The sequence below is a fragment of the Onishia niordana genome (genome assembly GCF_004798965.1).
Lineage (GTDB): Bacteria > Pseudomonadota > Gammaproteobacteria > Pseudomonadales > Halomonadaceae > Onishia > Onishia niordana.
Map to the genome: position 1 here is coordinate 394,804 of NZ_SDSD01000002.1, position 21,343 is coordinate 416,146.

Consider the following 21,343-nt stretch of genomic DNA (forward strand, 5'->3'; position numbering starts at 1 on the left):
TATCGCCGCCGCGGCCTTCAGTCTCTCAGCACCCGACCGCTGACCAGGTCGCGAATGGTACTCGGCCTGGGGTGATCGCCAAGCGGCCCCTCGAGCACCGCGGCAAGGCCATCGCCGAAGGTCTCGCGCACGGCCGCGGCCGTCATCGCCGGCGATTCACCGGCCCGGTTGGCCGAGGTCGAGATGATGGGGCCGCCATACGCCGCACAGAGTTTTGCCACCAGCGGATGATCGCTGACCCTAAGCGCAACGCTCTGGTGCGCCCCGCGCAGCAGGGCATTCGAACGGCCATTGTCCGGCACCAGCCAGGTATTGGGCCCCGGCCAGCTCGCCACCAGCGGCGCGTGAAGCGCCGGGGGCAGTCCCTCGAGCCAGGGCGCGAGCTGGCCGATCTCGCCGGCGATTAGAATCAGCCCCTTGGCCGGATCCCGTTCCTTGAGGCGCAGCAATGCCGTTAGCGCCTGGTCATTGTCGGGGTCGCAACCCAGGCCCCAGACCGCTTCGGTCGGATAGGCAATCACGCCACCCGCCGCCAGGGCGTCCACGGCGGTATCCACAGCGGGTGTGTGTGCGGCGTCGAGTGCGGAAATATCGGTCATCAGCGGTCCTCGTGCATCGGGGGCAACTGGCGCAAAGTCTATCATGTGCGCCCTGCCCTGAGGGTGCCCGAGGAGACGCTCAGCGTGCCTGGGTGCGTGTCTGGGTCAGGCGAATCCAACCGCCCACCGCCTGGGTGGCAAGGCCCTCGATCTCGAACTCCAGCAGTCGTCGCTGACAGCTGCCGACATCGAGCCCCGTGAGTTCGATCAACACATCCAGCGGTGTGGGCCGGTCGCTGAGCAGCGCAAGCAGTGGATCCTCGGGGCCTGCCTCGCTCGTCGCTGAAACAACTGCCCCACTGTCGGATCGTAAAGCCGTGCTAGGCGAGCCGGCGGTGGCTGCCACGGGCTGGGGCGGTAATTCGTCGAGAATGTCGTCGATGCAGGTCACCAGGGTCGCGCCCTGGCGAATCAGCCCCAGGCAGCCGCGGGCCTGAGGGTTATGGACCGATCCCGGCAGCGCGAAGACCTCACGGTTCTGTTCCATGGCGAGCCTCGCACTGACCAGTGACCCGCTCTTCTCGGCGGCCTCGACCACCAGCACACCAAGCGAAAGCCCAGTGACGATGCGGTTGCGCCTGGGAAAGAAAGCGGCGCGCGCCTGGGTGCCCGGCGGGTGTTCGGAAAGCAAAAGCCCACTATCTGCCATGAGTCGGCGGTGCAGCGCCTCATGACGCGGCGGGTAGACCACATCGACGCCGCATCCCAGCACCGCGACGCTGCGCCCGCCGGCGTCCAGAGCCGCTCGCTGGGCGGCGCCGTCGATACCTAACGCCAGGCCGCTGATGATGCCATAGCCCGCCTCGGCGAGGCGGCGGCCAAACTCGGCGGCGCTATCCAGGCCATCTCGCGTGGGGCGTCGAGAGCCCACGATGGCAAGTGCCGGCGGCCTCAAGGCAGCAAGATCGCCACTGGCCCACAACACCGGCGGCGGGTCGGGCAGTTGATCGAGCAGTGCCGGCCAATGCGGGTGGTCGGGATGCAATAGGGTGTGGTGGGGAGCGGCGGCCAGCCAGCTGTCGAGCGCCTCCACTGAGGAAGACAGCGGGCTGCGGCCGGGGTGATCGAGCCACAGCCTCAGCGCCGTGGCCGCCGGGCGCGGCAGCAGTGCCAGCCAGCCCTCGGGCCAGCTCTCGAGACATTCCGGCGCGCGTTCACGCAGACTCTGGATGCGCTTGGGTCCGAGACCCGGCAACAGAGAGAGTACCAGCCAGTCCTTGGCCGTCATCGCGCTTTCCCCTTTTCCGTCTTTTCATCAGTGAGTCGTTACGTTCTGTGGAGGCGCTCAGTCTCAGGTGCTTTCATTCTCAGGTGCTGTCAGCCTCCAGCACTGTCAGTCTCAAGCACTATCCGTCAGAAGGTAAGCGATCGCGGTTCTATAGGCGCGAACTCGCGCCTGGTCATCTCAATGAATACAGGTCCATGGCATCCGGGGTATGCACCCGATCTCCGATTTCAAGCGTTTGGGTTGCCCGCATGACCAGGCCATAGCTGACCCGGTCGTAACTGCGAAAGACCATTACCTGACCCGCCTCGACGCCCGGCAAGCGCGCCATCTCCTCGGTCCGGGGGTCGCTGACCAGTTCCCCCTGCTGCTCGACGGCAAGCACGCTGCCCGGCGCGACACCATCACGGGTGCCGACATCCATCGCTACCACGTGAAGCCGGCCGATAAAGCGCACACCGCCAGGCACGGAGAGGATGCGCCCCTCGACCGCATGCTCGGGCGGGCGGGGCTGAAATTCGCCCACCAGCTCGAGGCGCTCTAGCGGCATGAGCAGGTCGCCGTCGCGCACCTCCTGTCGAGAAGCGGTCACCGCAAACCGGTTAAGATCACCGTCTCCGCCGGCCAGGCGGCCCTCCCCGATGCTGATTAATTCTCTGCCCAGGATGGCGCCCTGGGCATCGCGATAGACTTCACCGGGCCGATAGATGCCGTAGCGGATATCCCCGGTCAGGTCCCCACGCACATAGACGTCATCGCCTGCACCGCTGATCAGTCGCTTGTCGCCGCTTGCCACCACATAAGGCTGCTCGGACAGATTGATCGAGGCATCGGCGATACGATGACGGGTCAGGAAATGCTCGACCACATCGAGGGGTAACGGCGCGATGGCCTGACGACGCGGGATACGTCTCATTTCAGGCGATAGCTTGACCACGTTCTGGCCGCGCTCGATACCCAGGCAGGGCTTGCCATTACAGTCTCGAATCACGACGACATCGCCCGGATAGATCAGGTGCGGGTTATCGATCTGCGGGTTGATCTGCCATACCTGCGGCCACTGCCAGGGGTGATTCAGGAAGCGACCGGAAATGTCCCAGAGGGTATCGCCGCGGACCACGGTGTAGCGCTTGGGGGCATCATCACGCAGCATCTGTTGCTGCGCATGCGCCATGCCCGCCGCGAGCAGGCCAACGATCAGCAAAGCCGCTCCCCCGCAACGCCTGGCCCGCTCCCATCTTCGTGTCATTTGTTTCTCCTTGATCCTCGGCATGCGGTCGGGCATCACATTCGTCATTGGCGCCGCTTGGCTACTATCGGCCAGTGTATCCTTGGCGCGTTGCCGCGGCCACGCTCGCCGGGCGTGTCAGACTCTGCCTGAGTGCCGGCATCGCGGAACCCCGGAAGGGGATGACGGGTCTCTAGTGGCAGGATTCACAAGGCAAGGACGTGAACCAAGCATAGTCACGCCCTATCGCGACCATAATATGGATAGCGGTTCCGTTAGCAGAGCCTGCCCACTACAATACGGGTAATATCCCAGAATTTTACATACGGTGATTTCAACGTCATGGCCAAGTTACCCATCCTCGAGTTCCCGGACGAGCGCCTGCGCACTCAGGCGGTGGCGGTCGACACCGTCGATGATCAGGTTCGTCAGCTAGTCGACGACATGCTGGAAACCATGTACGACGCCCAGGGCATCGGCCTTGCGGCCAGTCAGGTCGACGTGCACCGGCGCGTCATTGTGATGGATGTCAGCGAGAACCGTAACGACCCGCTGGTGATGATCAACCCCGAATACACGCCGCTCAGCGACGAGCGCGAGGCGATGCAGGAAGGGTGTCTGTCGATCCCCGAATACTATGCTGAAGTGCCGCGCGCCCTGACCGTCAAGCTCAAGGCCCTGGATCGTGAAGGCAACGCCTACGAGCTTGAGGCCGATGGGCTGCTGGCGCATTGCATTCAGCACGAATACGACCACCTGGAAGGACGACTCTTCGTCGACTATCTGTCGCCGCTCAAGCGCGACCGAGTCATGAAGAAGATGCAGAAACGCCACCGCCAGATGCATCCCGCCTGAGTATCCCCCCTTTCGGGACCCAGGCCAGCTCTGGCCACCCGAAGGCCGGCCCTGCCTCGTGGCGGGGCCGGCCTTCGTCGTTGTCGGCGACCTTACGCTATGATGTCGCCCATCCTGATCGTTTTACTCAGCAAGGCCTTTCATGACCCGACCCCTGCGCGTGATCTTCGCCGGCACCCCCGACTTCGCGGCGGCAAGCCTCGATGCACTGCTCTTAAGCGACCACCAGGTGGTGGCCGTCTACACCCAACCCGACCGCCCCGCCGGGCGTGGTCGCAAGCTCACCCCGAGCCCCGTCAAGGCGCGGGCACTGGAGCACGGTCTGCCGGTCCATCAGCCCGCCTCGCTCAAGCATGCCGATGCTCAGGCCGAGCTTGCCGCCATTGATGCCGACATCATGGTGGTGGTGGCCTACGGGTTGCTGCTGCCCCAGGCGGTGCTCGATATTCCGCCGATGGGCTGTCTCAACGTGCATGCCTCGCTGCTGCCGCGCTGGCGCGGTGCGGCGCCGATCCAGCGCGCCCTTGAGGCCGGTGATGCCGAGAGCGGCGTGACCATCATGCAGATGGATGCCGGGCTCGATACCGGCGCCATGCTGCTCGAACGGCGGACACCGCTGGATGCCACGACCACCGGCGGCGAGCTGCACGACCGCCTGGCCGCGCTCGGCGGCGACGCGATCGTGGCGGCGCTGGATGCGCTCGCAGGCCCGGGGCTCGCCGCCACGCCGCAGCCCGACGCGGGTGTGACCTACGCGGCCAAGCTCTCCAAGGCCGAGGGTGAGCTCGATTTCACCGCTCCAGCCGCGAGCCTGGCCGCCAAGATACGGGCCTTCAACCCTTGGCCGGTCGCCTGGACACGCCTCGCCGGCGAGCCGCTAAGGCTTTGGTTGGCCGAACCCGGCGCGAGCGATGCCCAGGACCCCGACGCCCGCCCCGGCACCCTGTTGCCGGCCGCTAGCGACGCCCTGCGTGTGGCCTGTGGTGCCAACGGCGACGAGGTGCTGCGTATCACCCGCGCTCAACTTCCCGGCGGCAAACCCCTGGCCGCGCGTGACCTACTCAACGCCCGAGGTGAGCGCTTCGCAACCGGCACTCACCTTGGCGATGCCATTTCCTCGCAGGAGGCCTCCTCATGAATCAGGCCAAGAACAACCGTCGCCAGGGGGCCAACAAGCGTTCCCAACGACACCCCAAGCAGGCGCCCGCCGAGGGCCAGAATGGTCTAAGCCTGCGGGCCGAAGCCGCCCGCGCGCTGGTGCCGATCCTCAATGCTCGCGGATCGCTTGCAAGCCTCGATGACAGCCGCGTGGCGCCCCGCGACCGGGCGCTTTTGCGCGAGATCTGCTACGGCGTCTGCCGCACGCTACCGCGCCTCGAAGCGCTGGCCGGCGTCTTGCTCAAGAGCTCCTTCAAGGCGCGCGACACCGATATCCAGGCGCTGCTGCTGGTGGGAATCTATCAGCTTCTGTATCTGCGTATTCCGGCCCACGCCGCGGTGGGTGAGACGGCCGGCGCCGCCCGCCTGCTCGACAAGGGCTGGGCGACTCGGGTGCTCAACGGCTGCCTGCGCCGTCTGCAGCGCGAGGCAAGCGAGATGCAGGCCAAGGTCGACCGCGACCCCGCCGTTGCCCTGCTGCATCCGGTGTGGTGGCTCAAGGCACTGCGTCAGGCCTGGCCCAACGACTGGCGCGAGATCGCCATCGCCAACAACCAGGCAGGACCGCTGACACTGCGCGTCAACCGCCGCCGGACCAGCCAGGAAGCCTACCTGGAGCGCCTGCGCGAGAACGGTATCGAGGCACGCCCCTGCGAGCATGCCCCGGATGGCCTGACCCTCGAGACTCCCTGTGACGTCAGCGCCCTGCCGGGTTTTGCCGAGGGTGATGTGAGCGTACAGGACGAAGCGGCTCAGCTCGCCGTCGAGCTGCTGGGCCCGGCCCTGGCGCCGCGTCCCGGCGCCCAGGTGCTGGATGCCTGCTCCGCGCCTGGCGGCAAGACCGCTCACCTGCTCGAAGCCTTCGATGTCTCGCTGCAAGCCCTGGACAGCGACGCCGAGCGCCTGCGTCGCGTCGAGGGCACCCTTGCACGCCTCGGCCTGAGCGCTCAGCTCAGTGCCGCCGATGCTGGCGAGCAGGACTGGTGGGACGGCACACCCTTCGATGCCATCCTGCTCGACGCCCCCTGCTCCGGCAGCGGAGTGATCCGCCGTCACCCGGACATCAAGCGGCTGCGCCGCCCCGATGACATCGGCCAGCTCGCAACGCTGCAGGCAAGGCTGCTCGACAATCTATGGCAGACCCTGGCCCCCGGCGGCACCCTGGTCTATGCCACCTGTTCGGTGTTGCCCGAGGAGAATAGCGAGCAGATCGCCGCCTTCCTCGCGCGCACACCGGACGCCGAGATCGACACACCACAAGGACTGGCCTGGGGTGTCGAATCCGGCGCCGGGCGTCAGCTGTTGCCCCGCGAGCACGGTCACGATGGTTTCTTCTATGCACGGCTCAAGCGCAAGTAAGGCCGAGCCTGAGACAGGCCACCGCCAGGATTCGGGCAAGGAGACGGCTTGCGATCAGGCCGCGCTTGATGCCTATACTGGCGGCTGAGCCCCGGTGGAGGCCGGGGCTTCATCCACGACAAAGGAGTGATTCATGTCCAACGTCTACAAGCAAGTCGAACTGACCGGCTCATCCACCGAAAGCATTGAAGATGCCGTGAATCAGGCCATCGAACGTGCCAGCAATAGCCTGCACGATATGCGCTGGTTCGAGGTCACCGAAACCCGTGGCCATATCGAACACGGACGTATTGCTCACTGGCAAGTCACCGTCAAGGTCGGCTTCACGCTCGAGTAAGCCTGACGATATCTCGAGAAACCCTTGAGCCAGATCAGTCGTCGGGGAAACTTTCCGCGCTTTGTTCTCTCGGTACGGCCTCAGGTCGTGCCGAGATGGCGCACCTGCCGTACCCTGTCGCCTACCGGTCGAGTGGTTTATGCTAGCCACCGCCTGCCGACGCCCCTCTATGGCCGTCGGTCAATCAGCCTGCGGACGCATTCATGAAGATCATCATTCTAGGTGCTGGCCAGGTCGGTGGCACCCTGGCCGAACACCTGGCCCATGAAGAAAACGACATCACCGTGGTGGATACCGATGGCGAGCGCCTGCGCGAGCTGCATAGCCGCCTGGATATTCGTACGGTGTCTGGCTCGGCCTCCTATCCGATCGTGCTGCGTCAGGCGGGCTGCGAAGACGCGGACATGCTGATTGCGGTCACCAACTCCGACGAAGTCAACATGATCGCCTGTCAGGTGGCGCACACCCTGTTTCGCACGCCGACCAAGATCGCCCGCGTGCGCGCCACTGCCTACCTGACCCGCAAGGGCCTGTTCGCCCACGATGCCGTGCCCATCGATGTCCTGATCAGCCCCGAGCAGGTCGTCACCGACCATATCCGCCGGCTGATCGATTATCCCGGCGCGCTGCAGGTGCTGGAATTCGCCAGCGGCATGGTGCAGCTGGTCGCGGTGAAGGCCTTCTACGGCGGGCCGCTGGTCGGACAGGAACTCGGCTTTTTACGCCGCCACATGCCCAATGTGGATACGCGAGTGGCGGCTATCTATCGTCGCAACCGACCGATCATCCCCCGCGGCGACACCGTGATCGAAGCCGATGACGAGGTCTTCTTCATCGCCGCGCGTCGCGACATTCGTGCCGTGATGAGCGAGCTGCGCCGACTGGACCGTGACTTCCGTCGCGTCGTCATCGCCGGTGGCGGCCATATCGGTGAGCGCCTGGCCGAGACCCTCGAGCACAGCCATCAGGTCAAGATTATCGAGCATAGCCTCGAGCGCTGCACGACGCTCTCCGAGCGTCTCGACCGCACCGTGGTACTGCATGGGAGTGCCACCAGCAAGCGGCTGCTGCTCGAGGAGAACATCGAGGACTGCGATATCTTCTGCGCGCTGACCAACGACGACGAGGTCAACATCATGTCGTCGATGCTGGCCAAGCGGCTGGGCGCCAAGAAGGTGCTGACCCTGATCAACAACGCCGCCTACGTCGATCTGGTACAAGGCGGCGAGATCGACATCGCCATCTCGCCCCAGCAGGCCACCATCGGTGGCCTGCTGACCCACGTGCGGCGTGGCGATATCGTCAATGTCCACTCGCTGCGCCGCGGTGCCGCCGAGGCCATCGAGGCGATCGCCCATGGCGACGCGAACTCCTCGAAGGTGGTGGGCAGAACCATCGATCATATTGATCTGCCCAGCGGCACGACCATCGGCGCCATCGTGCGCGGCAAGGAGGTATTGATAGCCCACGATGACGTGGTGGTGGAATCCGGCGATCATGTCATCCTGTTCGTCATCGACAAGCGCCGCATCCGTGATGTGGAGCGCTTGTTCCAGGTCGGTCTGACCTTCTTCTGATGGGCCAAGGCCGCATGCATGCCATCCCCCTTACGTTTTCGATGACAAGGACGGTCACGCCATGAGCCTGCGCATGATTCTGCGCATACTGGGTCTGCTGCTGATGCTGTTCAGCCTGACCCTGCTGCCCCCGGTCCTGATCTCGCTGATCTTTGACGACGGCGTGTGGAGCAGCTTTGTCATCGCCATGGCGATCACCGTGTCCACCGGTGCGCTGCTCTACTGGCCCAATCGCAATGCCCGCAAGGAGCTGCGTACCCGCGACGGTTTCCTGATCGCGGCGCTGTTCTGGACCGTACTGGGGCTATTCGGGGCTTTGCCGCTGATGCTCGACGGCGCCCAGTCGCTTTCACTGACCGATGCGGTATTCGAATCCTTCTCGGGGCTGACCACGACCGGCGCCACCGTGATCACCGGGATCGATTTTCTCCCGGAAGGCATCCTCTATTATCGTCAGCAGCTCCAGTGGCTAGGCGGCATGGGGATCGTGGTGCTTGCCGTTGCCATTCTGCCGACGCTCGGCATCGGCGGCATGCAGCTGTACCGCACCGAAATTCCGGGGCCGCTGAAAGACTCCAAACTGACGCCGAGGATCACCGAGACCGCCAAGGCGCTGTGGTATATCTATGCCACCCTGACCATCACCTGCTTTGCCGCCTATTGGCTTGCCGGCATGAACTGGTTCGATGCCCTGGGCCACAGCTTCTCCACGGTGGCGATAGGGGGTTTCTCGACCTATGACGCCAGCATCGGGCATTTCGACAGCGCCCTGATCGAGACCATCTGCATCCTGTTCATGATCATCTCGGCGATGAGTTACAGCCTGCACTTCGCCGCCTGGCGAGAGAAGCGCCTGAGCCAGTATCTGGAAGATCCCGAAGCCCGGTTCCTGTTGATGTTTCTGGCCGGGCTGTCGCTGGTCGCGGTGGCATCGCTGTGGCTGACCGGCACCTACACCGACCTGCTTGGGCTACGTCATGGCATCTTCGAGGTGGTGTCTATCGCCACCACGGCCGGCTTCGGCGTTGCCGACTTCTCTCTCTGGCCAGGCGCCCTGCCCTTTCTGCTGTTCGTCGCCGCCTTCGTCGGCGGCTGCTCTGGCTCCACCGGGGGCGGCATCAAGGTCATCCGCATCATTTTGATCCTGAAGCAGGGCATGCGCGAGGTGTTGCGCCTTATCCACCCCAATGCGGTATTCGCGGTAAAAATCGGCAAGGTCAGCGTCCCGGACAGCATCGCCCAGGCGGTGTGGGGCTTCTTCTCGGTCTATGTCCTGCTGTTCTTTTTGATGCTGATCGGCGTGATGGCCGCCGGCCTCGACCAGGTCACAGCCTGGTCCGCAGTGGCGGCCACCATCAACAACCTGGGCCCGGGGCTTGGTGAAGTGGCAAGCCATTATGGCGACATGCCGGATGCCGCCAAGTGGATCCTGGTGTTGGCGATGCTGCTGGGTCGCCTGGAAATCTTCACCGTACTGGTGCTGTTCACGCCGGCCTTCTGGCGTCGCTAAGCCCTGGCGAATCCTTCGAAAAGATCGCCTTTCCAGGAAGCCCGCCAACCCCGCTTGCAGCGTCCTCCTGGCAAGCGGGTTTGGCCTGGCCACGGGCATCGTGGATAATCTTTTTCTCTTAACCGTCTAGCGAGCGTCCATGACAGAACCCCAGGACATCACCATTCCCGAACCGCAGGTAACAGGCCAGGGGCCGCGCCGGGTGATCGTGCGCGGCGATACCCGCTATACCCTGCTCGGCACCGCCCACGTCTCCGCCGAGAGCGCCTCCGAGGTTCGCGAGCTTATCCGCTCCGGCGAGTTCGACGCCGTGGCCATCGAACTCTGCGCCTCGCGCCACCAGAGCCTGGTCGAACCCGATGCCTTGGCCAATCAGGATCTCTTCCAGATTTTCCGCCAAGGCAAGGCCGGCATGGTCGCCGCCAGCCTGGCACTGGGCGCCTTTCAGCAACGGGTGGCCGAGCAGTCAGGCATCGAGCCCGGCGCCGAGATGCGCGCGGCCGTTGAGGAAACCCAGGGGGCCAAGCTGCCGCTGCTGCTGATCGACCGCGAAGTCGGCGTGACGCTCAAGCGCATCTACGCCAATGTGCCCTGGTGGCAGCGTTTGGGGCTGTTCTCCGGGCTGCTGGGCAGCGTGGTATCACGCCAGGAGGTCTCTTCCGCCGATATAGAGCGTCTCAAGGAAGGCGACGTGCTGGAATCCACGTTCAACGAGTTCGCCGAGCAGTCCGAGCGTCTCTACACGCCCCTGATTCGCGAGCGCGACCGCTACATGGCGCTGAGCCTCGAAGAGCAGGCGCCCACGCATTACCGCAACGTGCTGGTGATTATCGGCGCCGGGCACCTCAGAGGCATGGCCGAACACCTGGAAGGCGATCTACCCGCCGCCCCCCAGGCCGAGCGCGAGACACTGGAGCATACCCCCGCACGTTCGAAAGCCTGGAAGCTACTGCCCTGGGCGATCACCGTGCTGGTACTCGCCGGCTTCGCACTGGGCTTCTCGAAGGATACCGGGCTGGGCTGGCAGCTGGTCGGCGAGTGGTTCTTGATCAACGGCATTCTCTCAGGACTGGGGGCCGCCATCGCGCTCGGCCATCCGGTCACGGTGATCGCCACCTTCTTCGCCGCACCACTGACCTCGCTCAATCCCACCATCGGCGCCGGCTTCGTGGCTGCCGGGGTCGAGCTTGCCATGCGCAAACCCAAAGTGCGCGATTTCTCGACCCTGCGCCATGATGTCGCCAACGCCAAGGGCTGGTGGAAGAATCGCGTCTCTCGCACCCTGCTGGTGTTCCTGCTGGCCACACTCGGCTCAGCCGCCGGCACCTGGATCGCCGGGCTACGCATCGCCGGCCAGCTGATCGGCTGATCACCCTCTGAATCAATCTATTGCGTCACCATGGCAGCGCGTTCCTTGCTTGCCACAGCGGCCAGCCTTGAGCTGGCCGCTATCGTTTTATCCAGGCCCCATGGCACAGTCACAAACGGTTTCTTTTTCAGGTCACCGGCTCTTCATAAGCGGATGAAGGTAAGGCACTGGCATGCCTCGAAAACTGTTACATGGCGTAAGCTTGCGTCTCGCATCCGCCTCGTCATGGACCAGAGCATTACGACTCATCGTCAAGATAATGCTCAAGAAAACGCCTCAAACAGCCGATATACAAAAAAACACTGTCATGGACACTGCCGGCTCTACGTCAGGTGATGACAACCATCAAAGCAGCTTTCCGCAGGGCGGCAGCGGTGCCACCCCGATAACGGGACCGTTGCGCCCTGCCTAAAGGCCAGACGCGATGCCGACGCGACATCAGCTTTACACGCCCCAGCATCTTTACTCACTGCCGCGTTGGCGCTTCATGCAATGGCTGCTCTGCGACAGCCACCTGCCGGAAAGCATTCAGCGGCGTTTGCAGTCGGGCCCCAGTATCCAATCATCGATTATGTGGTCGGGCATGATCTCCTCCCTGGCGATGACCCTGATCGGCCTCTACCGGCATCCAGAGCCGCTGTTCTGGCTGTGGTTTTTAGCGACGTTGATATGCGCGACGTCTCGCGTTCTCCTGCACTATTCTGCCAATAAACAATGGCGGCTAAAGACAGATAAAACGCCCACCGACCAGATATATCTGGTCAACCTGTTATGGAGCACCACCACCGGTCTTGGCACCGCCCTGTGTCTGCTCAGCGGTGATACGGTCCTGCAGGTATTGGCGATTCCTTCCATGGTCGGATTGGCCACGGCCTCAGCGAGTTTCAGTCATGGCACCCCACGTTATGCCGTGCTGCAGATCCTGCTGCTGGATATGCCACTGAAACTTGCGGTTCCCTTCCAGCCGGAGCCCTGGTTCTGGGTTTTCGTGGTGCAGGGGCCGTTCTTCTGGATTGCCATCCACAAAATGGTTCACTCCCTTCATGAGACCTCGAAGCAGGCCTTGCTCGGCGAATATCACAACCGTCGGCTGGCACACCAGGACCCCATGACCGGATTACTCAATCGAGGCGGCTGGTTCCAGGAGGTATTGACGATACGCGACGGTGGCCGCAGGCCATTCCCCGCAAGCCTGATCTACTCGGACCTTGATGGCTTCAAGGCCATCAACGATACCTACGGCCACGCGGTGGGCGATGAGCTACTTCGACAGATTGCCGATCTGATGAAAGAGACACTGCGTCATCACGACATCGTGGCACGCTGGGGCGGCGATGAATTCGTGATCCTGCTGCCCGGCATCGATCCCGAGTCGAGCCGCGGTATCGCACAGCGACTGATCGATGCTATCGCCGACATCAGCCAGCACTATTCAGGGTTGGGGCTCAGCGTCGGTGTGGTGCATTGCGAGGATTGGCGCGGCATCGACCGGACACGGCTCGAGAGCCTGCTCTCGCGCGCAGACCAGGCCTTGTATCAGGCCAAGCATCACGGCAAGGGCCGTTTCCAGGAAATCGACGAGCCGGGATAGACGCTAGCCGCGCCGCGCCAGCAATCGCTCCATGGCCGGCGTCGGCGCTTGCAGACGGCTGTGTCGACGGCTGGCGTCGTAGCTGTCGTTGAACGCATCGAAGTAATCATCGAGCACGTCTCCTGCCTCAGCATCACCGGCCTGGCGCAGTAACTCCGCGGCCACTTCGGCGGTGCAGAGATGCGCGCTTGAGGCAGGCTTGCGCAGCCGGTAGCGCGTCTCGCGCTCGGTGGAAAGTGGCAGCACCGGCAAGCGATCAAGGTATTGGCTGCGACGAAAAATCCGCCGTGCCTGGCGCCAGGTGCCATCGAGGATGATGAACACCGGCATCCTGGCCCCCGTCCCCGTCGCGGGGTCCTTGGCATCATGCACCGCTTCAATGCCGACCACACGATCAGCGTAGTCTGGCTGGTCATCGGGAAATATCACGAAGGGCGCGAAGCGCTCGTCGGCCAGCAGCTCGAGCAGCCGCTCGTCCGGTTCGGTGCGATACCAGGTGAAGACCTCGGTGCTCGGTAGCACGTCGGCGATCAGCCGGCCGGTGTTGGTCGGCTTGAAGTGCTCGAGCGGGTGAGTGATCAACCAGCAACGCGCCAGGCTCTCGACCTCGACCCGATAGGGACACAGGCAGTTAAGTACCGGCAACCGACAGGTTTCACAGCGCGTGATGGTGCTGCCCCGGGCCTTGAATGGCTTGCTCGGCGGGCGAGACGCATCAGCAGAAGGCTCGTGAGACGCCTCGGACGCGTCACAACCGCTGGTGGAGGGGCTGGTGGAGGAGCCGGCAGAATCGCCCGCCGGCTCGGTGGTGTCATTCATGAATAATCGGACTCGGGATCGTCGCTTTGTAGGCCGCGCATTCTAGCATGCACGGCCAGAGCCCGACCCGCGTCCGCGGGAAGACGCCCTATCCTTCAGCTAAGCGCACTCGCTGGCGCTTCTTGCTCGACGGGGCGACGCTTCCAGTAGCCCGCCAGCAGCGAACCGGACACGTTGTGCCACACCGAGAACAGCGCGCCCGGCAGTGCGGCACTGGCAGAGAAGAACTGGCTGGCCAGCGCCACGGCGAGGCCGGAGTTCTGCATTCCCACCTCGATGGCCACGGTACGCGCGGTGCGCTCCCCGAAGCCCATCACCCGCGCGAGCCCGTAGCCGCCAGCGAGGCCAATGCCGTTGTGCAGCACCACCGCCAGCGCCACCAACGGCCCAAGTGTCAGCAGGCGGTCGGCGTTGAGCCCCACCACGATGGCGATGATCAATACGATGGCCGCCATGGCAAGCGTCGCCAGCATCGGCTCGACGCGACGCACTCGCTGACCCAGCAGGTGGTGCACCACCACGCCCAGCGCGATCGGTGCGATAACCAGCTGCGCGATGCTCATGAACATGCCGGCCACCGGCACGGCGATGCTCTCGCCGACCAGCAACCAGGTCAGCAGCGGCGTGGCGGCCACCGACACCAGCGTGGAAGCAAGGGTCATCGACACCGACAGCGCCACATGGCCACCGGCCAGCCAGGCCATGACATTAGAGGCCGTACCGCCGGCGGTGGCACCGACCAGCACCATGCCAACGGTCAAGGCCGGATCGAGTCCCAGCAGCTTTGAGACAAGGAGTGCTGCCAGCGGCATCAGCGTGAATTGCAGCACGATGCCCACGGCCACCGGCTTGGGGGCGCGTACCACGCCGAGAAAGTCCTGGCGCGACAGGGTCAGGCCCATGGCAAACATGATCAGTGCCAGCAGCGGCTTGATCTGGCCTGAGAGTCCGGTGAACCAGCTCGGCTGCCAGGCGGCGCAGAGTGCGAAGAGAATCGCCCAGACGGGAAAGAGGCGATTGAGGCGTTCGAAGACGTGCATGAGGTATCCTTGGCGTTGTGTCTTGGAAGATGGCCAGGCCGCTGCCTGACCCTGGGCCGTTGAGACGGCTCTGTTGTCCGCCCAACGTGTTTCATGTCGGGGCGGGCCGCCTATCATGCCGTATGCGCCCTAACGAATGAAGGCGCGCCCCGGTAGTCGGGGCGCGCCTTCGTCATGGGCCGAACAGAACGGCCAGGGATGTCGCACGCAGAGGGGGCGACGACGGGTTATCCGGCCGCCTTCAACCTGCTTATTCTGCCAGATGGCCTATGCGCGGTTGTTACTCCTCAGACGCCGCTTGTGGGTCGTGGCTGTAATTCACCGGCAACCACTCATAGCCATCACCTTCGGCACGCAGATGACCGATACCGGGGAAGGACAGGTGCGCCCCCGCGACCCAGTCGCCCTCCTCGGCGATGGAGGCGAACAGCGCCTTGCGCTGCTCACGGGCCTCGTCCGGGGCGCTATCGAAATCGATGGTGACATCGGGATGAGGGAACTGCACCGCAGCGGCATGCATGATGTCGCCCCATAGCACCAGAGTCTCGCCGTCGCTCTCTACACGATAGATGCTGTGCCCCGGCGTGTGGCCGTGGGTTTGCTCGGCATGGATGCCCGGCGAGAGTTCGCTGTCACTATCGAAGACTTCGAAGGCATCGGCCTCGATATAGGGGTTCATGGAGGCCATCGCGCCCTGGAAGAAGCCCTTCTGGCCTTCCGGTGCGGCCTCGAGCTGGTCAGCATCCAGCCAATAGTCGATGTCGTCCTGATCGGCGTGCAGGGTGGCGTTGGGGAACATCCGCGACTCGCCATTCATCAGCCCGCCCACATGGTCAGGGTGCAGATGAGTCAGGTAGATATCGTCGACCTGCTCGGGCCGATAGCCGGCAGCCTCCAAGCTCGCACCCAGCTTGCCAAGCGTCGGCCCGAAGAGGGTGCCCGCGCCGGTGTCGACCAGCACCAGCCGATCGCCGGTATTGATCAGGAAGGCGTTGACCGACGTCTCGACGGGTACATCCAGGTAAGCGTCCTCGAAGAGCGCCTTGGCCTCATCGGCCGGCATGTGCAGCAGTTCATGCATGGGCAACTTGACGGTGCCATCAGACAGCGCCGTGACTTCGAAGTCACCGAGCATCATGCGGTAATAGCCGGGATTGGGCCCCTCAGCCGGCTCGGTGGCGGCAGCCGCCGAGGCACTGATAGCAAGGCCCAGCACGGTCGCGGTGGCCAGCGGCCAGGTCGCACGCGTCATCAAGGCGGTCATGGCAATCTCCTGTTGATCGTATTGGCGTTCCAGTGTGTCGGTCATTGACGAGTAACTTGGACACAAAGCTAGTGGACAAATAAATTTTGTACAAGCTAATGCTTAAAGAGCCCGCGAGAAGCCGTTCTTCAACAAGACAGTGAGGACACCCTTGAGCCTGCCGGATATGCGCGCAGCCAATACACCGCCATGACGCGATCAGAGTGATCGCAGGTCATTGGGCAGTTCGAGCTTGCCGGTGGCTCGCCAATACTTAACCAGACGCGGCACGCCCTGCCCCGCCGACAAGGCCATGCGCCCGACACCGGGTGGCGCCAGGTCGTTAGCCTCGGGGTCGACCAATACCGCCTGCGCCTCCAGAGGTGCCTGTTCGAGCAGCAGCGCCGCCGGCATCACCGCAAGCGAGGTGCCCACCACCAGCAACATGTCCGCCTCGGCGACGATATCGCAGGCATCACCATAGCGCGGCACCGACTCGCCGAACCAGACCACGTCCGGGCGTAGCTGGCTGCCCTTGTCGCAGACCTCACCCAAGCGAATGCCGCCACTGCGCAGCGGATAGCGCAGCCGCTCATCCACCGAGGAGCGCGCCATCAGGATCTCGCCATGCAGGTGCAGCACACCCCGCGAGCCGGCCCGCTCGTGTAGATTATCGATGTTCTGGGTGACGATGCTGACCCGGATGCCCGCCTGCTCCAGCTCGGCCAGCGCCCGATGCGCGGCGTTGGGCTCGGCGCGGCGCACCTGCTCACGGCGCTCGTCGTAGAAGCGCAGCACCCGTTCGGGGTCGCGGGCGAAACCCTCAGGCGTGGCCACCGCCTCGATGGAATGCTCCTCCCAGAGACCATCGCTTGCCCGGAAGGTACGGATGCCGCTCTCCGCACTGATACCCGCACCCGTCAGCACCACCAGGTGGGGCGCACGTTGTTCTTCCATTCACCACCTCTCGCCACCTGGCCGCCAACTCCTCTCTTCTGAGAAACCAGCGACCTGCTGTGCATATTTTTGCCTTTGGCGACGCTATCACTCCCTCCCCAGCACGGCCAGCAAGCACCTCTCGGTGACAATCCGCTTGGCAAGCTGCATAGCCACCATTTTTGCCAACGACTCAGCCCTCGGAGTGGGACAGTCAGAACGGCACGGCGAGCTACTCGACATCCTGAGAACCATCGGTCATAACCCAGATGGGCCGCGAGCCCGCACCCATTGGGCATGCTGATACCCTCAGGCACATGCCCGGCTTATTCGACACCTGATTGAGGCCGACGGGAATGAAGCGAAGAAAAGGGTACGACCAGATATCGGCATCCGAGAGATAGATCGCTATCGGCCAAAAGCGGATATTCAGCCAGTGCGAATATAACGCCAAGATTCAGCGGCGGACTTTGAGCGGCGAAGCGGAGAAAATGCCGTCCGGCGGAGGCCCATCAGGGCCGGAACGAACAGGCATGCCTCGTTATGAGGCAGGGGTAGCATGACTGATGACTGGCCTAAACTTTACGACACCCTTTTCTTTCGTCGCTTCCATTCCATTACCACCTCGCCCATTGTTTTGGACTCTCCATTTTTTATCCAATTCATGAATTCCCGATCAAACCGGAAATCAGGCCCACAATGCTGTTGTAAAAATCGACGCACGTTTTGCGTATTACGGTACGAGCTAGTCACCGGCGTGTTTTCAGTAATCTGATCACTGTGCCAGTCAAAACCATTCATGCGTTTTTCCATCTATTGCTGCCTCATAACGTCAGCCATCAGCCTCGCGAGGTACGAGCATCGGCCGCACGACCTTGTTGGATGGTGACGCGCTCAATGTCGCAGACGTCTGAGAGCCTCATGATTTCGAGCCCGTAACGATGTGCGCCTGTACCGGAAACCCAACGGCACCGCTGGCGCTTCTAAAAGGCTTCAGCGCTATTTCCGCCTCTTTGATCACAGCTTCGATGGTGTCTTGATCAAGCTCGATTCCGGCAAACGGGAACCATCCCTTAACGTCCGCCAAAATCATGTTCTCAACGCTTGAAAAGCGGGCTCGCCCCTTGTGTGTCGAAACCTTCGTGGAACTGATGCCCGCACTGTCGAACAGTGACGCAAGCCTATCCGTGTCACCCATCGAGAAGGGCATGCGAAGTGCATCGCCCACGGACTTGTCGAGCAGGCGCTCGTACACATCAGCGATGGCAGCATAGGCGGGCACGTCTTCCAAAGAGCCAAACACCGCTACCGTCAAACAACCTCCCGACCGTAGGACACGCTTCATTTCCTGAAGTACAACCTCGGGAGCACGGAAGAGCATCAGTCCAAACTGACAAAGCACGGCATCAAAGCTCTCGTCTTCATAGGGCAAGGTTTCAACGTCCGCTTCACTCCAGATAATTCCGGGAGAGATTCGCCGTGCTACGGCTAGCATCCCGGGATTGAGGTCTACCCCCGACACAGACCCATCCGGGCCAACCCGTTCAGCAAGGGTTCGTGCCAATATTCCGGTACCACATGCAACATCCAAGACATCTTGGCCGTCGTCTACATCAGCTGCATCCGCTAACCGGTGCGGCCACTGCGCAAACAATGCTGGAGCAAGGAGATTCTCGTACGCTTCCGCGACCTTCTCCAGCTCTTGAATATTTAGTTCACTCATTGTAAGTGTCCTCCTTGCCGTCCAACGCTCGGGTCCCCGCACTTCCGCACTGCCGTTTTTGTCCTTATTTTTTAATAACATCCCGATTTCTGGCGCCATCTATTTCTGCCACCTACTAACAACCTGATTTTCTTCAAGGGTTAGCGGTTTTATGGACCCCTAGGCCGCCCAAACACTCCGACTTTAAAGAGCTTAACTATCAACCCGAAGTATAAACCTGAAAACCAAACAGAAATTTTTACATAACGAAATATTTTCACTTAACAACGACTAACGCCTCCTGTAATTTCGGCAAGCCATTGATAACGCTAAAAAAATAAACATTTTCAAGCCTCCACCACTTATTGAGAAACACATTTTAGGCAAGAGCTTATTAAGCCATTATTTTTATTTTGAATTCTAAGAAAATGATCAAAACAGAACACACGCTTTCCCACTTGAACGAGCGTACATACTCAATACTCTTATATCACAATTTCAACCATCTGATATTAATATGATTTTTGATTGAGGCTGGCATATAACACTAATAACCGCACATACTGCCTTCGCCGGCATAGCCATTTGGGTCGATAGCAGCCGCCCCCACCATTTCACCGCTGGTACTGTCATAACGCCATTTCCCTTCGGCCATACCACCGGTCGAGTTGCACACGGCACGGCTAATGTCGTCGAGCAAGGTGCTACAATGCACGGAGCAAGTCGTTGCCACGTGAGATTCCCTGCGTATGGGCAGTGTCATTATGCTGTGCTTGGTTATCCGGTGTTCAGCCTAACACCTGGCCTGACAACCCACGCAGTCCCCCGCCCGGCGGATGACATCCCCGCGACAAGCGGCGACAATAGGCGCCCTTTTTCAGCCGCAGTCGCCCCATGTCAGCACCGCTTCCCATTCTGTATCAGGACGATGCCCTGGTCGTTATCGCCAAGCCCTCAGGGCTTTTGGTGCATCGCACGGCGCTCGCCCGCGGCGAGACGCGCTTTGCGTTGCAGCTGCTGCGCGACCAGCTGGGTCGCCACGTTTACCCGGTGCACCGCCTGGACCGGCCGACCTCCGGGGTGCTGGTGTTCGCGTTGTCTTCGGAGATCGCACGCACCCTCGGCGAGGCCTTCGCCGAGCAGCGGGTCAGCAAGCGTTATCTGGCGGTGGTGCGCGGCCTTGGCCCTGAAGCCGAGTGCCTCGACTATGCGCTGCGCGAGGAAGATGGCCGCCGGCCCAAGGCCGAGATGCCAGCAATGGAGGCAGCGACCGAGGTACAGCGCCTGGATAGCGTCGAGCTACCGGTACGGGTCGACCGCTACCCCAGCGCGCGCTATTCGCTGATGGAGGCGCGCCCCTTGACCGGGCGTCGCCACCAGATCCGCCGCCACCTGTCGCGGCGCGGTTACCCGATCATCGGCGATGCGCGACACGGCAAGGGCAACCACAACCGCTTCTTCAGCGAGAACCTGGACACGCACCGGCTATTGTTGGCGGCGGTGGAAATGAGCCTTGAGCATCCGCTGACTGGTGATCGCCTGACCGTGAGCGCTGGCCTTGAAGACGACATGACGCAGCTCTTCGAGCGCTTCGGCTGGGGCGCCCATTTACCGCAACATGGCCACCGCTTCGAAAAGGCCGATATCCCATCGTCAACGACTCACGCAGCGATACCGACACCATGACCGACACTGACCCCACTTCCCTGGATGGCGACTACGACTTCCGCTTCGGTGGCATCCGGCGCCTCTATGGCCAGCGCGCCGCCGCGCACATTCGTCAAGCCCATGTGGTGGTGGTCGGCGTTGGCGGTGTGGGTAGCTGGACGGTGGAGGCCCTGGCCCGGTCCGGCATCGGCAAGCTGACGCTGATCGACCTCGACGATGTCTGCGTCTCCAACATCAACCGTCAGCTGCATGCGCTGGATGGCACCATCGGTCGTCCCAAGGTGGAGGTGCTGGCCGAGCGCTGCCGGGCGATCTCGCCGGAAACTGACGTCATCGCCGACACGGCCTTCGTGACCCCGACCAACCTGGCGGAGCGCATTCCCGCCGATGCCGATCATGTGGTCGACGCCATCGATAGCGTGATCGCCAAGGCGGCGCTGATCGCCTGGTGCAAACGGCGCAAGATTGGCCTGACGGTGACCGGGGCTGCCGGTGGCCAACTGGACCCGACCCGCATCCGCATCGCCGATTTGAGCCGCACCGAGCATGACCCCTTGCTTGCCAAGGTGCGTGCCCGGCTGCGCCGCGATTACGGCTTCTCGCGAAATCCCAAGCGCCGCTTCAGCGTCGAGTGCGTGTATTCCGACGAGCAGCTGGTTTATCCCGGCGCCGACGGTGAGGTCTGTCATACCAAGCCGAGTGACGGCGAGAGTACCCGCCTGGACTGCGCCAGTGGCTTTGGCGCCGCCACCTTCGTTACCGGCGCCTTTGGCTTTGCCGCCGCGGCCCGGGTCATGGCGCGGCTCGCTCGCCAAGCCGCTGCCCGCCACCATGACACGGCCAACGCCCTGTCCTCAGAGGAGTCTCGTGATGATCGCTCATGAACCACCGCGCCCGGTGCCGGGTATCTATGTCCACTACAAGGGCGCCCGCTATGAGGTGATGGGCGTGGCCCAGCACAGCGAGACCGAGGAGACGCTGGTGGTCTACCGGGCGCTCTACGGCGACTACGGCCTGTGGGTCAGGCCGCTTACGATGTTCTGCGAGAGCGTCGAGGTGCAGGGTGAACCGGTGCCTCGCTTTGCCCTGGAGAAGGCGTTCGACTGAGTCGGCGCTGAACCTCGCTC

20 protein-coding genes are annotated in these 21,343 nt (G+C 62.8%); 11 read left to right on the plus strand and 9 right to left on the minus strand.

The genetic code is table 11. The annotated features are described in order from the left end of the window. Window positions 1–17 precede the first annotated feature (17 nt). From tsaC to ETC27_RS05830, 3 genes are all read right to left on the minus strand, one after another. A complete protein-coding gene (tsaC, locus tag ETC27_RS05820) occupies window positions 18–599 on the minus strand; it encodes an L-threonylcarbamoyladenylate synthase type 1 TsaC (RefSeq protein ID WP_136254046.1) in 582 nt (193 codons plus the stop codon). 79 nt (window positions 600–678) lie between these two features. After that, a complete protein-coding gene (gene dprA / locus ETC27_RS05825) occupies window positions 679–1,827 on the minus strand; it encodes a DNA-processing protein DprA (protein WP_136254047.1) in 1,149 nt (382 codons plus the stop codon). A gap of 172 nt (window positions 1,828–1,999) precedes the next feature. After that, window positions 2,000–3,073 carry a LysM peptidoglycan-binding domain-containing protein gene (locus ETC27_RS05830; protein ID WP_136254048.1) on the minus strand — a complete coding sequence of 358 codons (1,074 nt, stop codon included), beginning with the start codon at window positions 3,071–3,073 and terminating at the stop codon, window positions 2,000–2,002. Between the two features lie 321 nt (window positions 3,074–3,394). On the opposite strand from ETC27_RS05830, the gene def reads away from it, so the two are divergent. The 8 genes from def (at window position 3,395) to ETC27_RS05870 (ending at window position 12,808) form a co-directional block, all read left to right on the plus strand. Next, complete coding sequence (gene def, locus ETC27_RS05835) at window positions 3,395–3,907, plus strand: peptide deformylase (RefSeq protein WP_136254049.1); 513 nt, start codon at window positions 3,395–3,397, stop codon at window positions 3,905–3,907. A 142-nt stretch (window positions 3,908–4,049) separates the two neighbouring features. Then, window positions 4,050–5,045 carry a methionyl-tRNA formyltransferase gene (fmt, locus tag ETC27_RS05840; protein ID WP_136254050.1) on the plus strand — a complete coding sequence of 332 codons (996 nt, stop codon included), beginning with the start codon at window positions 4,050–4,052 and terminating at the stop codon, window positions 5,043–5,045. After that, complete coding sequence (rsmB, locus tag ETC27_RS05845) at window positions 5,042–6,424, plus strand: 16S rRNA (cytosine(967)-C(5))-methyltransferase RsmB (protein WP_136254051.1); 1,383 nt, start codon at window positions 5,042–5,044, stop codon at window positions 6,422–6,424. Before fmt ends, rsmB begins: the two co-directional genes overlap by 4 nt. 133 nt (window positions 6,425–6,557) lie before the next feature. Beyond that, a complete protein-coding gene (locus ETC27_RS05850; protein WP_136254052.1) occupies window positions 6,558–6,761 on the plus strand; it encodes a dodecin in 204 nt (67 codons plus the stop codon). Window positions 6,762–6,964: 203 nt separating this feature from the next. Continuing rightward, entirely contained in the window at window positions 6,965–8,338 is a 1,374-nt protein-coding gene (gene trkA, locus ETC27_RS05855) for a Trk system potassium transporter TrkA (RefSeq protein WP_136254053.1), read from the plus strand. Between the two features lie 61 nt (window positions 8,339–8,399). Then, window positions 8,400–9,848, plus strand: a complete 1,449-nt coding sequence (locus ETC27_RS05860; protein WP_136254054.1) for a TrkH family potassium uptake protein — start codon at window positions 8,400–8,402, stop codon at window positions 9,846–9,848. Between the two features lie 139 nt (window positions 9,849–9,987). Continuing rightward, a complete protein-coding gene (locus tag ETC27_RS05865; RefSeq protein ID WP_136254055.1) occupies window positions 9,988–11,217 on the plus strand; it encodes a TraB/GumN family protein in 1,230 nt (409 codons plus the stop codon). 424 nt (window positions 11,218–11,641) lie between these two features. Then, the gene (locus tag ETC27_RS05870) at window positions 11,642–12,808 is read left to right on the plus strand and encodes a GGDEF domain-containing protein (RefSeq protein WP_136254056.1); all 1,167 of its coding nucleotides are present in this window, start codon (window positions 11,642–11,644) and stop codon (window positions 12,806–12,808) included. Window positions 12,809–12,811: 3 nt separating this feature from the next. Here ETC27_RS05870 and ETC27_RS05875 read toward each other — a convergent pair whose 3' ends face one another. The 6 genes from ETC27_RS05875 to ETC27_RS05900 all read right to left on the minus strand — a co-directional run bounded on the left by ETC27_RS05875 (window position 12,812) and on the right by ETC27_RS05900 (window position 18,569). Beyond that, window positions 12,812–13,627: a tRNA-uridine aminocarboxypropyltransferase gene (locus tag ETC27_RS05875; protein WP_136254057.1), complete on the minus strand. Its 816-nt coding sequence runs from the start codon at window positions 13,625–13,627 to the stop codon at window positions 12,812–12,814. Window positions 13,628–13,722: 95 nt separating this feature from the next. Next, entirely contained in the window at window positions 13,723–14,667 is a 945-nt protein-coding gene (locus ETC27_RS05880) for a bile acid:sodium symporter family protein (RefSeq protein WP_136254058.1), read from the minus strand. A 280-nt stretch (window positions 14,668–14,947) separates the two neighbouring features. Continuing rightward, complete coding sequence (locus ETC27_RS05885) at window positions 14,948–15,931, minus strand: MBL fold metallo-hydrolase (protein ID WP_136254059.1); 984 nt, start codon at window positions 15,929–15,931, stop codon at window positions 14,948–14,950. A 198-nt stretch (window positions 15,932–16,129) separates the two neighbouring features. Continuing rightward, on the minus strand, window positions 16,130–16,867 hold the full coding sequence (locus tag ETC27_RS05890; RefSeq protein ID WP_136254060.1) for an SIR2 family NAD-dependent protein deacylase: 738 nt from the start codon (window positions 16,865–16,867) through the stop codon (window positions 16,130–16,132). 561 nt (window positions 16,868–17,428) lie between these two features. Then, window positions 17,429–17,659, minus strand: coding sequence for a DUF6434 domain-containing protein (locus ETC27_RS17755; RefSeq protein ID WP_369333498.1), 231 nt, complete (start codon window positions 17,657–17,659; stop codon window positions 17,429–17,431). A gap of 106 nt (window positions 17,660–17,765) precedes the next feature. Next, the gene (locus ETC27_RS05900; RefSeq protein WP_168709026.1) at window positions 17,766–18,569 is read right to left on the minus strand and encodes a class I SAM-dependent methyltransferase; all 804 of its coding nucleotides are present in this window, start codon (window positions 18,567–18,569) and stop codon (window positions 17,766–17,768) included. 873 nt (window positions 18,570–19,442) lie between these two features. Here ETC27_RS05900 and ETC27_RS05905 point away from each other — a divergent pair. Genes ETC27_RS05905 through ETC27_RS05915 form a run of 3 tightly spaced genes read left to right on the plus strand, consistent with a single transcriptional unit; the run spans window position 19,443 to window position 21,323 of the window. Beyond that, complete coding sequence (locus tag ETC27_RS05905; protein ID WP_136254062.1) at window positions 19,443–20,234, plus strand: pseudouridine synthase; 792 nt, start codon at window positions 19,443–19,445, stop codon at window positions 20,232–20,234. Then, window positions 20,231–21,100, plus strand: coding sequence for a tRNA cyclic N6-threonylcarbamoyladenosine(37) synthase TcdA (gene tcdA / locus ETC27_RS05910; protein WP_136254063.1), 870 nt, complete (start codon window positions 20,231–20,233; stop codon window positions 21,098–21,100). The genes ETC27_RS05905 and tcdA overlap by 4 nt, the downstream gene beginning before the upstream one ends. Next, window positions 21,087–21,323 carry a DUF1653 domain-containing protein gene (locus ETC27_RS05915; protein ID WP_136254064.1) on the plus strand — a complete coding sequence of 79 codons (237 nt, stop codon included), beginning with the start codon at window positions 21,087–21,089 and terminating at the stop codon, window positions 21,321–21,323. Before tcdA ends, ETC27_RS05915 begins: the two co-directional genes overlap by 14 nt. Window positions 21,324–21,343: the final 20 nt, after the last annotated feature.

Bases quoted from the DNA above. Each gene is read 5' to 3' on its own strand.
- ETC27_RS05875 (WP_136254057.1), bottom strand. From the start codon at position 13,627: ATGAATGACACCACCGAGCCGGCGGGCGATTCTGCCGGCTCCTCCACC.
- ETC27_RS05880 (WP_136254058.1), bottom strand. From the start codon at position 14,667: ATGCACGTCTTCGAACGCCTCAATCGCCTCTTTCCCGTCTGGGCGATT.
- def (WP_136254049.1), top strand. From the start codon at position 3,395: ATGGCCAAGTTACCCATCCTCGAGTTCCCGGACGAGCGCCTGCGCACT.
- trkA (WP_136254053.1), top strand. From the start codon at position 6,965: ATGAAGATCATCATTCTAGGTGCTGGCCAGGTCGGTGGCACCCTGGCC.
- ETC27_RS05915 (WP_136254064.1), top strand. From the start codon at position 21,087: ATGATCGCTCATGAACCACCGCGCCCGGTGCCGGGTATCTATGTCCAC.
- ETC27_RS05905 (WP_136254062.1), top strand. From the start codon at position 19,443: ATGTCAGCACCGCTTCCCATTCTGTATCAGGACGATGCCCTGGTCGTT.
- rsmB (WP_136254051.1), top strand. From the start codon at position 5,042: ATGAATCAGGCCAAGAACAACCGTCGCCAGGGGGCCAACAAGCGTTCC.
- dprA (WP_136254047.1), bottom strand. From the start codon at position 1,827: ATGACGGCCAAGGACTGGCTGGTACTCTCTCTGTTGCCGGGTCTCGGA.
- ETC27_RS05830 (WP_136254048.1), bottom strand. From the start codon at position 3,073: ATGACACGAAGATGGGAGCGGGCCAGGCGTTGCGGGGGAGCGGCTTTG.
- ETC27_RS05900 (WP_168709026.1), bottom strand. From the start codon at position 18,569: ATGAGTGAACTAAATATTCAAGAGCTGGAGAAGGTCGCGGAAGCGTAC.
- ETC27_RS17755 (WP_369333498.1), bottom strand. From the start codon at position 17,659: ATGGAAAAACGCATGAATGGTTTTGACTGGCACAGTGATCAGATTACT.
- ETC27_RS05850 (WP_136254052.1), top strand. From the start codon at position 6,558: ATGTCCAACGTCTACAAGCAAGTCGAACTGACCGGCTCATCCACCGAA.
- ETC27_RS05860 (WP_136254054.1), top strand. From the start codon at position 8,400: ATGAGCCTGCGCATGATTCTGCGCATACTGGGTCTGCTGCTGATGCTG.
- fmt (WP_136254050.1), top strand. From the start codon at position 4,050: ATGACCCGACCCCTGCGCGTGATCTTCGCCGGCACCCCCGACTTCGCG.
- ETC27_RS05885 (WP_136254059.1), bottom strand. From the start codon at position 15,931: ATGACCGCCTTGATGACGCGTGCGACCTGGCCGCTGGCCACCGCGACC.
- ETC27_RS05870 (WP_136254056.1), top strand. From the start codon at position 11,642: ATGCCGACGCGACATCAGCTTTACACGCCCCAGCATCTTTACTCACTG.
- ETC27_RS05865 (WP_136254055.1), top strand. From the start codon at position 9,988: ATGACAGAACCCCAGGACATCACCATTCCCGAACCGCAGGTAACAGGC.
- tcdA (WP_136254063.1), top strand. From the start codon at position 20,231: ATGACCGACACTGACCCCACTTCCCTGGATGGCGACTACGACTTCCGC.
- ETC27_RS05890 (WP_136254060.1), bottom strand. From the start codon at position 16,867: ATGGAAGAACAACGTGCGCCCCACCTGGTGGTGCTGACGGGTGCGGGT.
- tsaC (WP_136254046.1), bottom strand. From the start codon at position 599: ATGACCGATATTTCCGCACTCGACGCCGCACACACACCCGCTGTGGAT.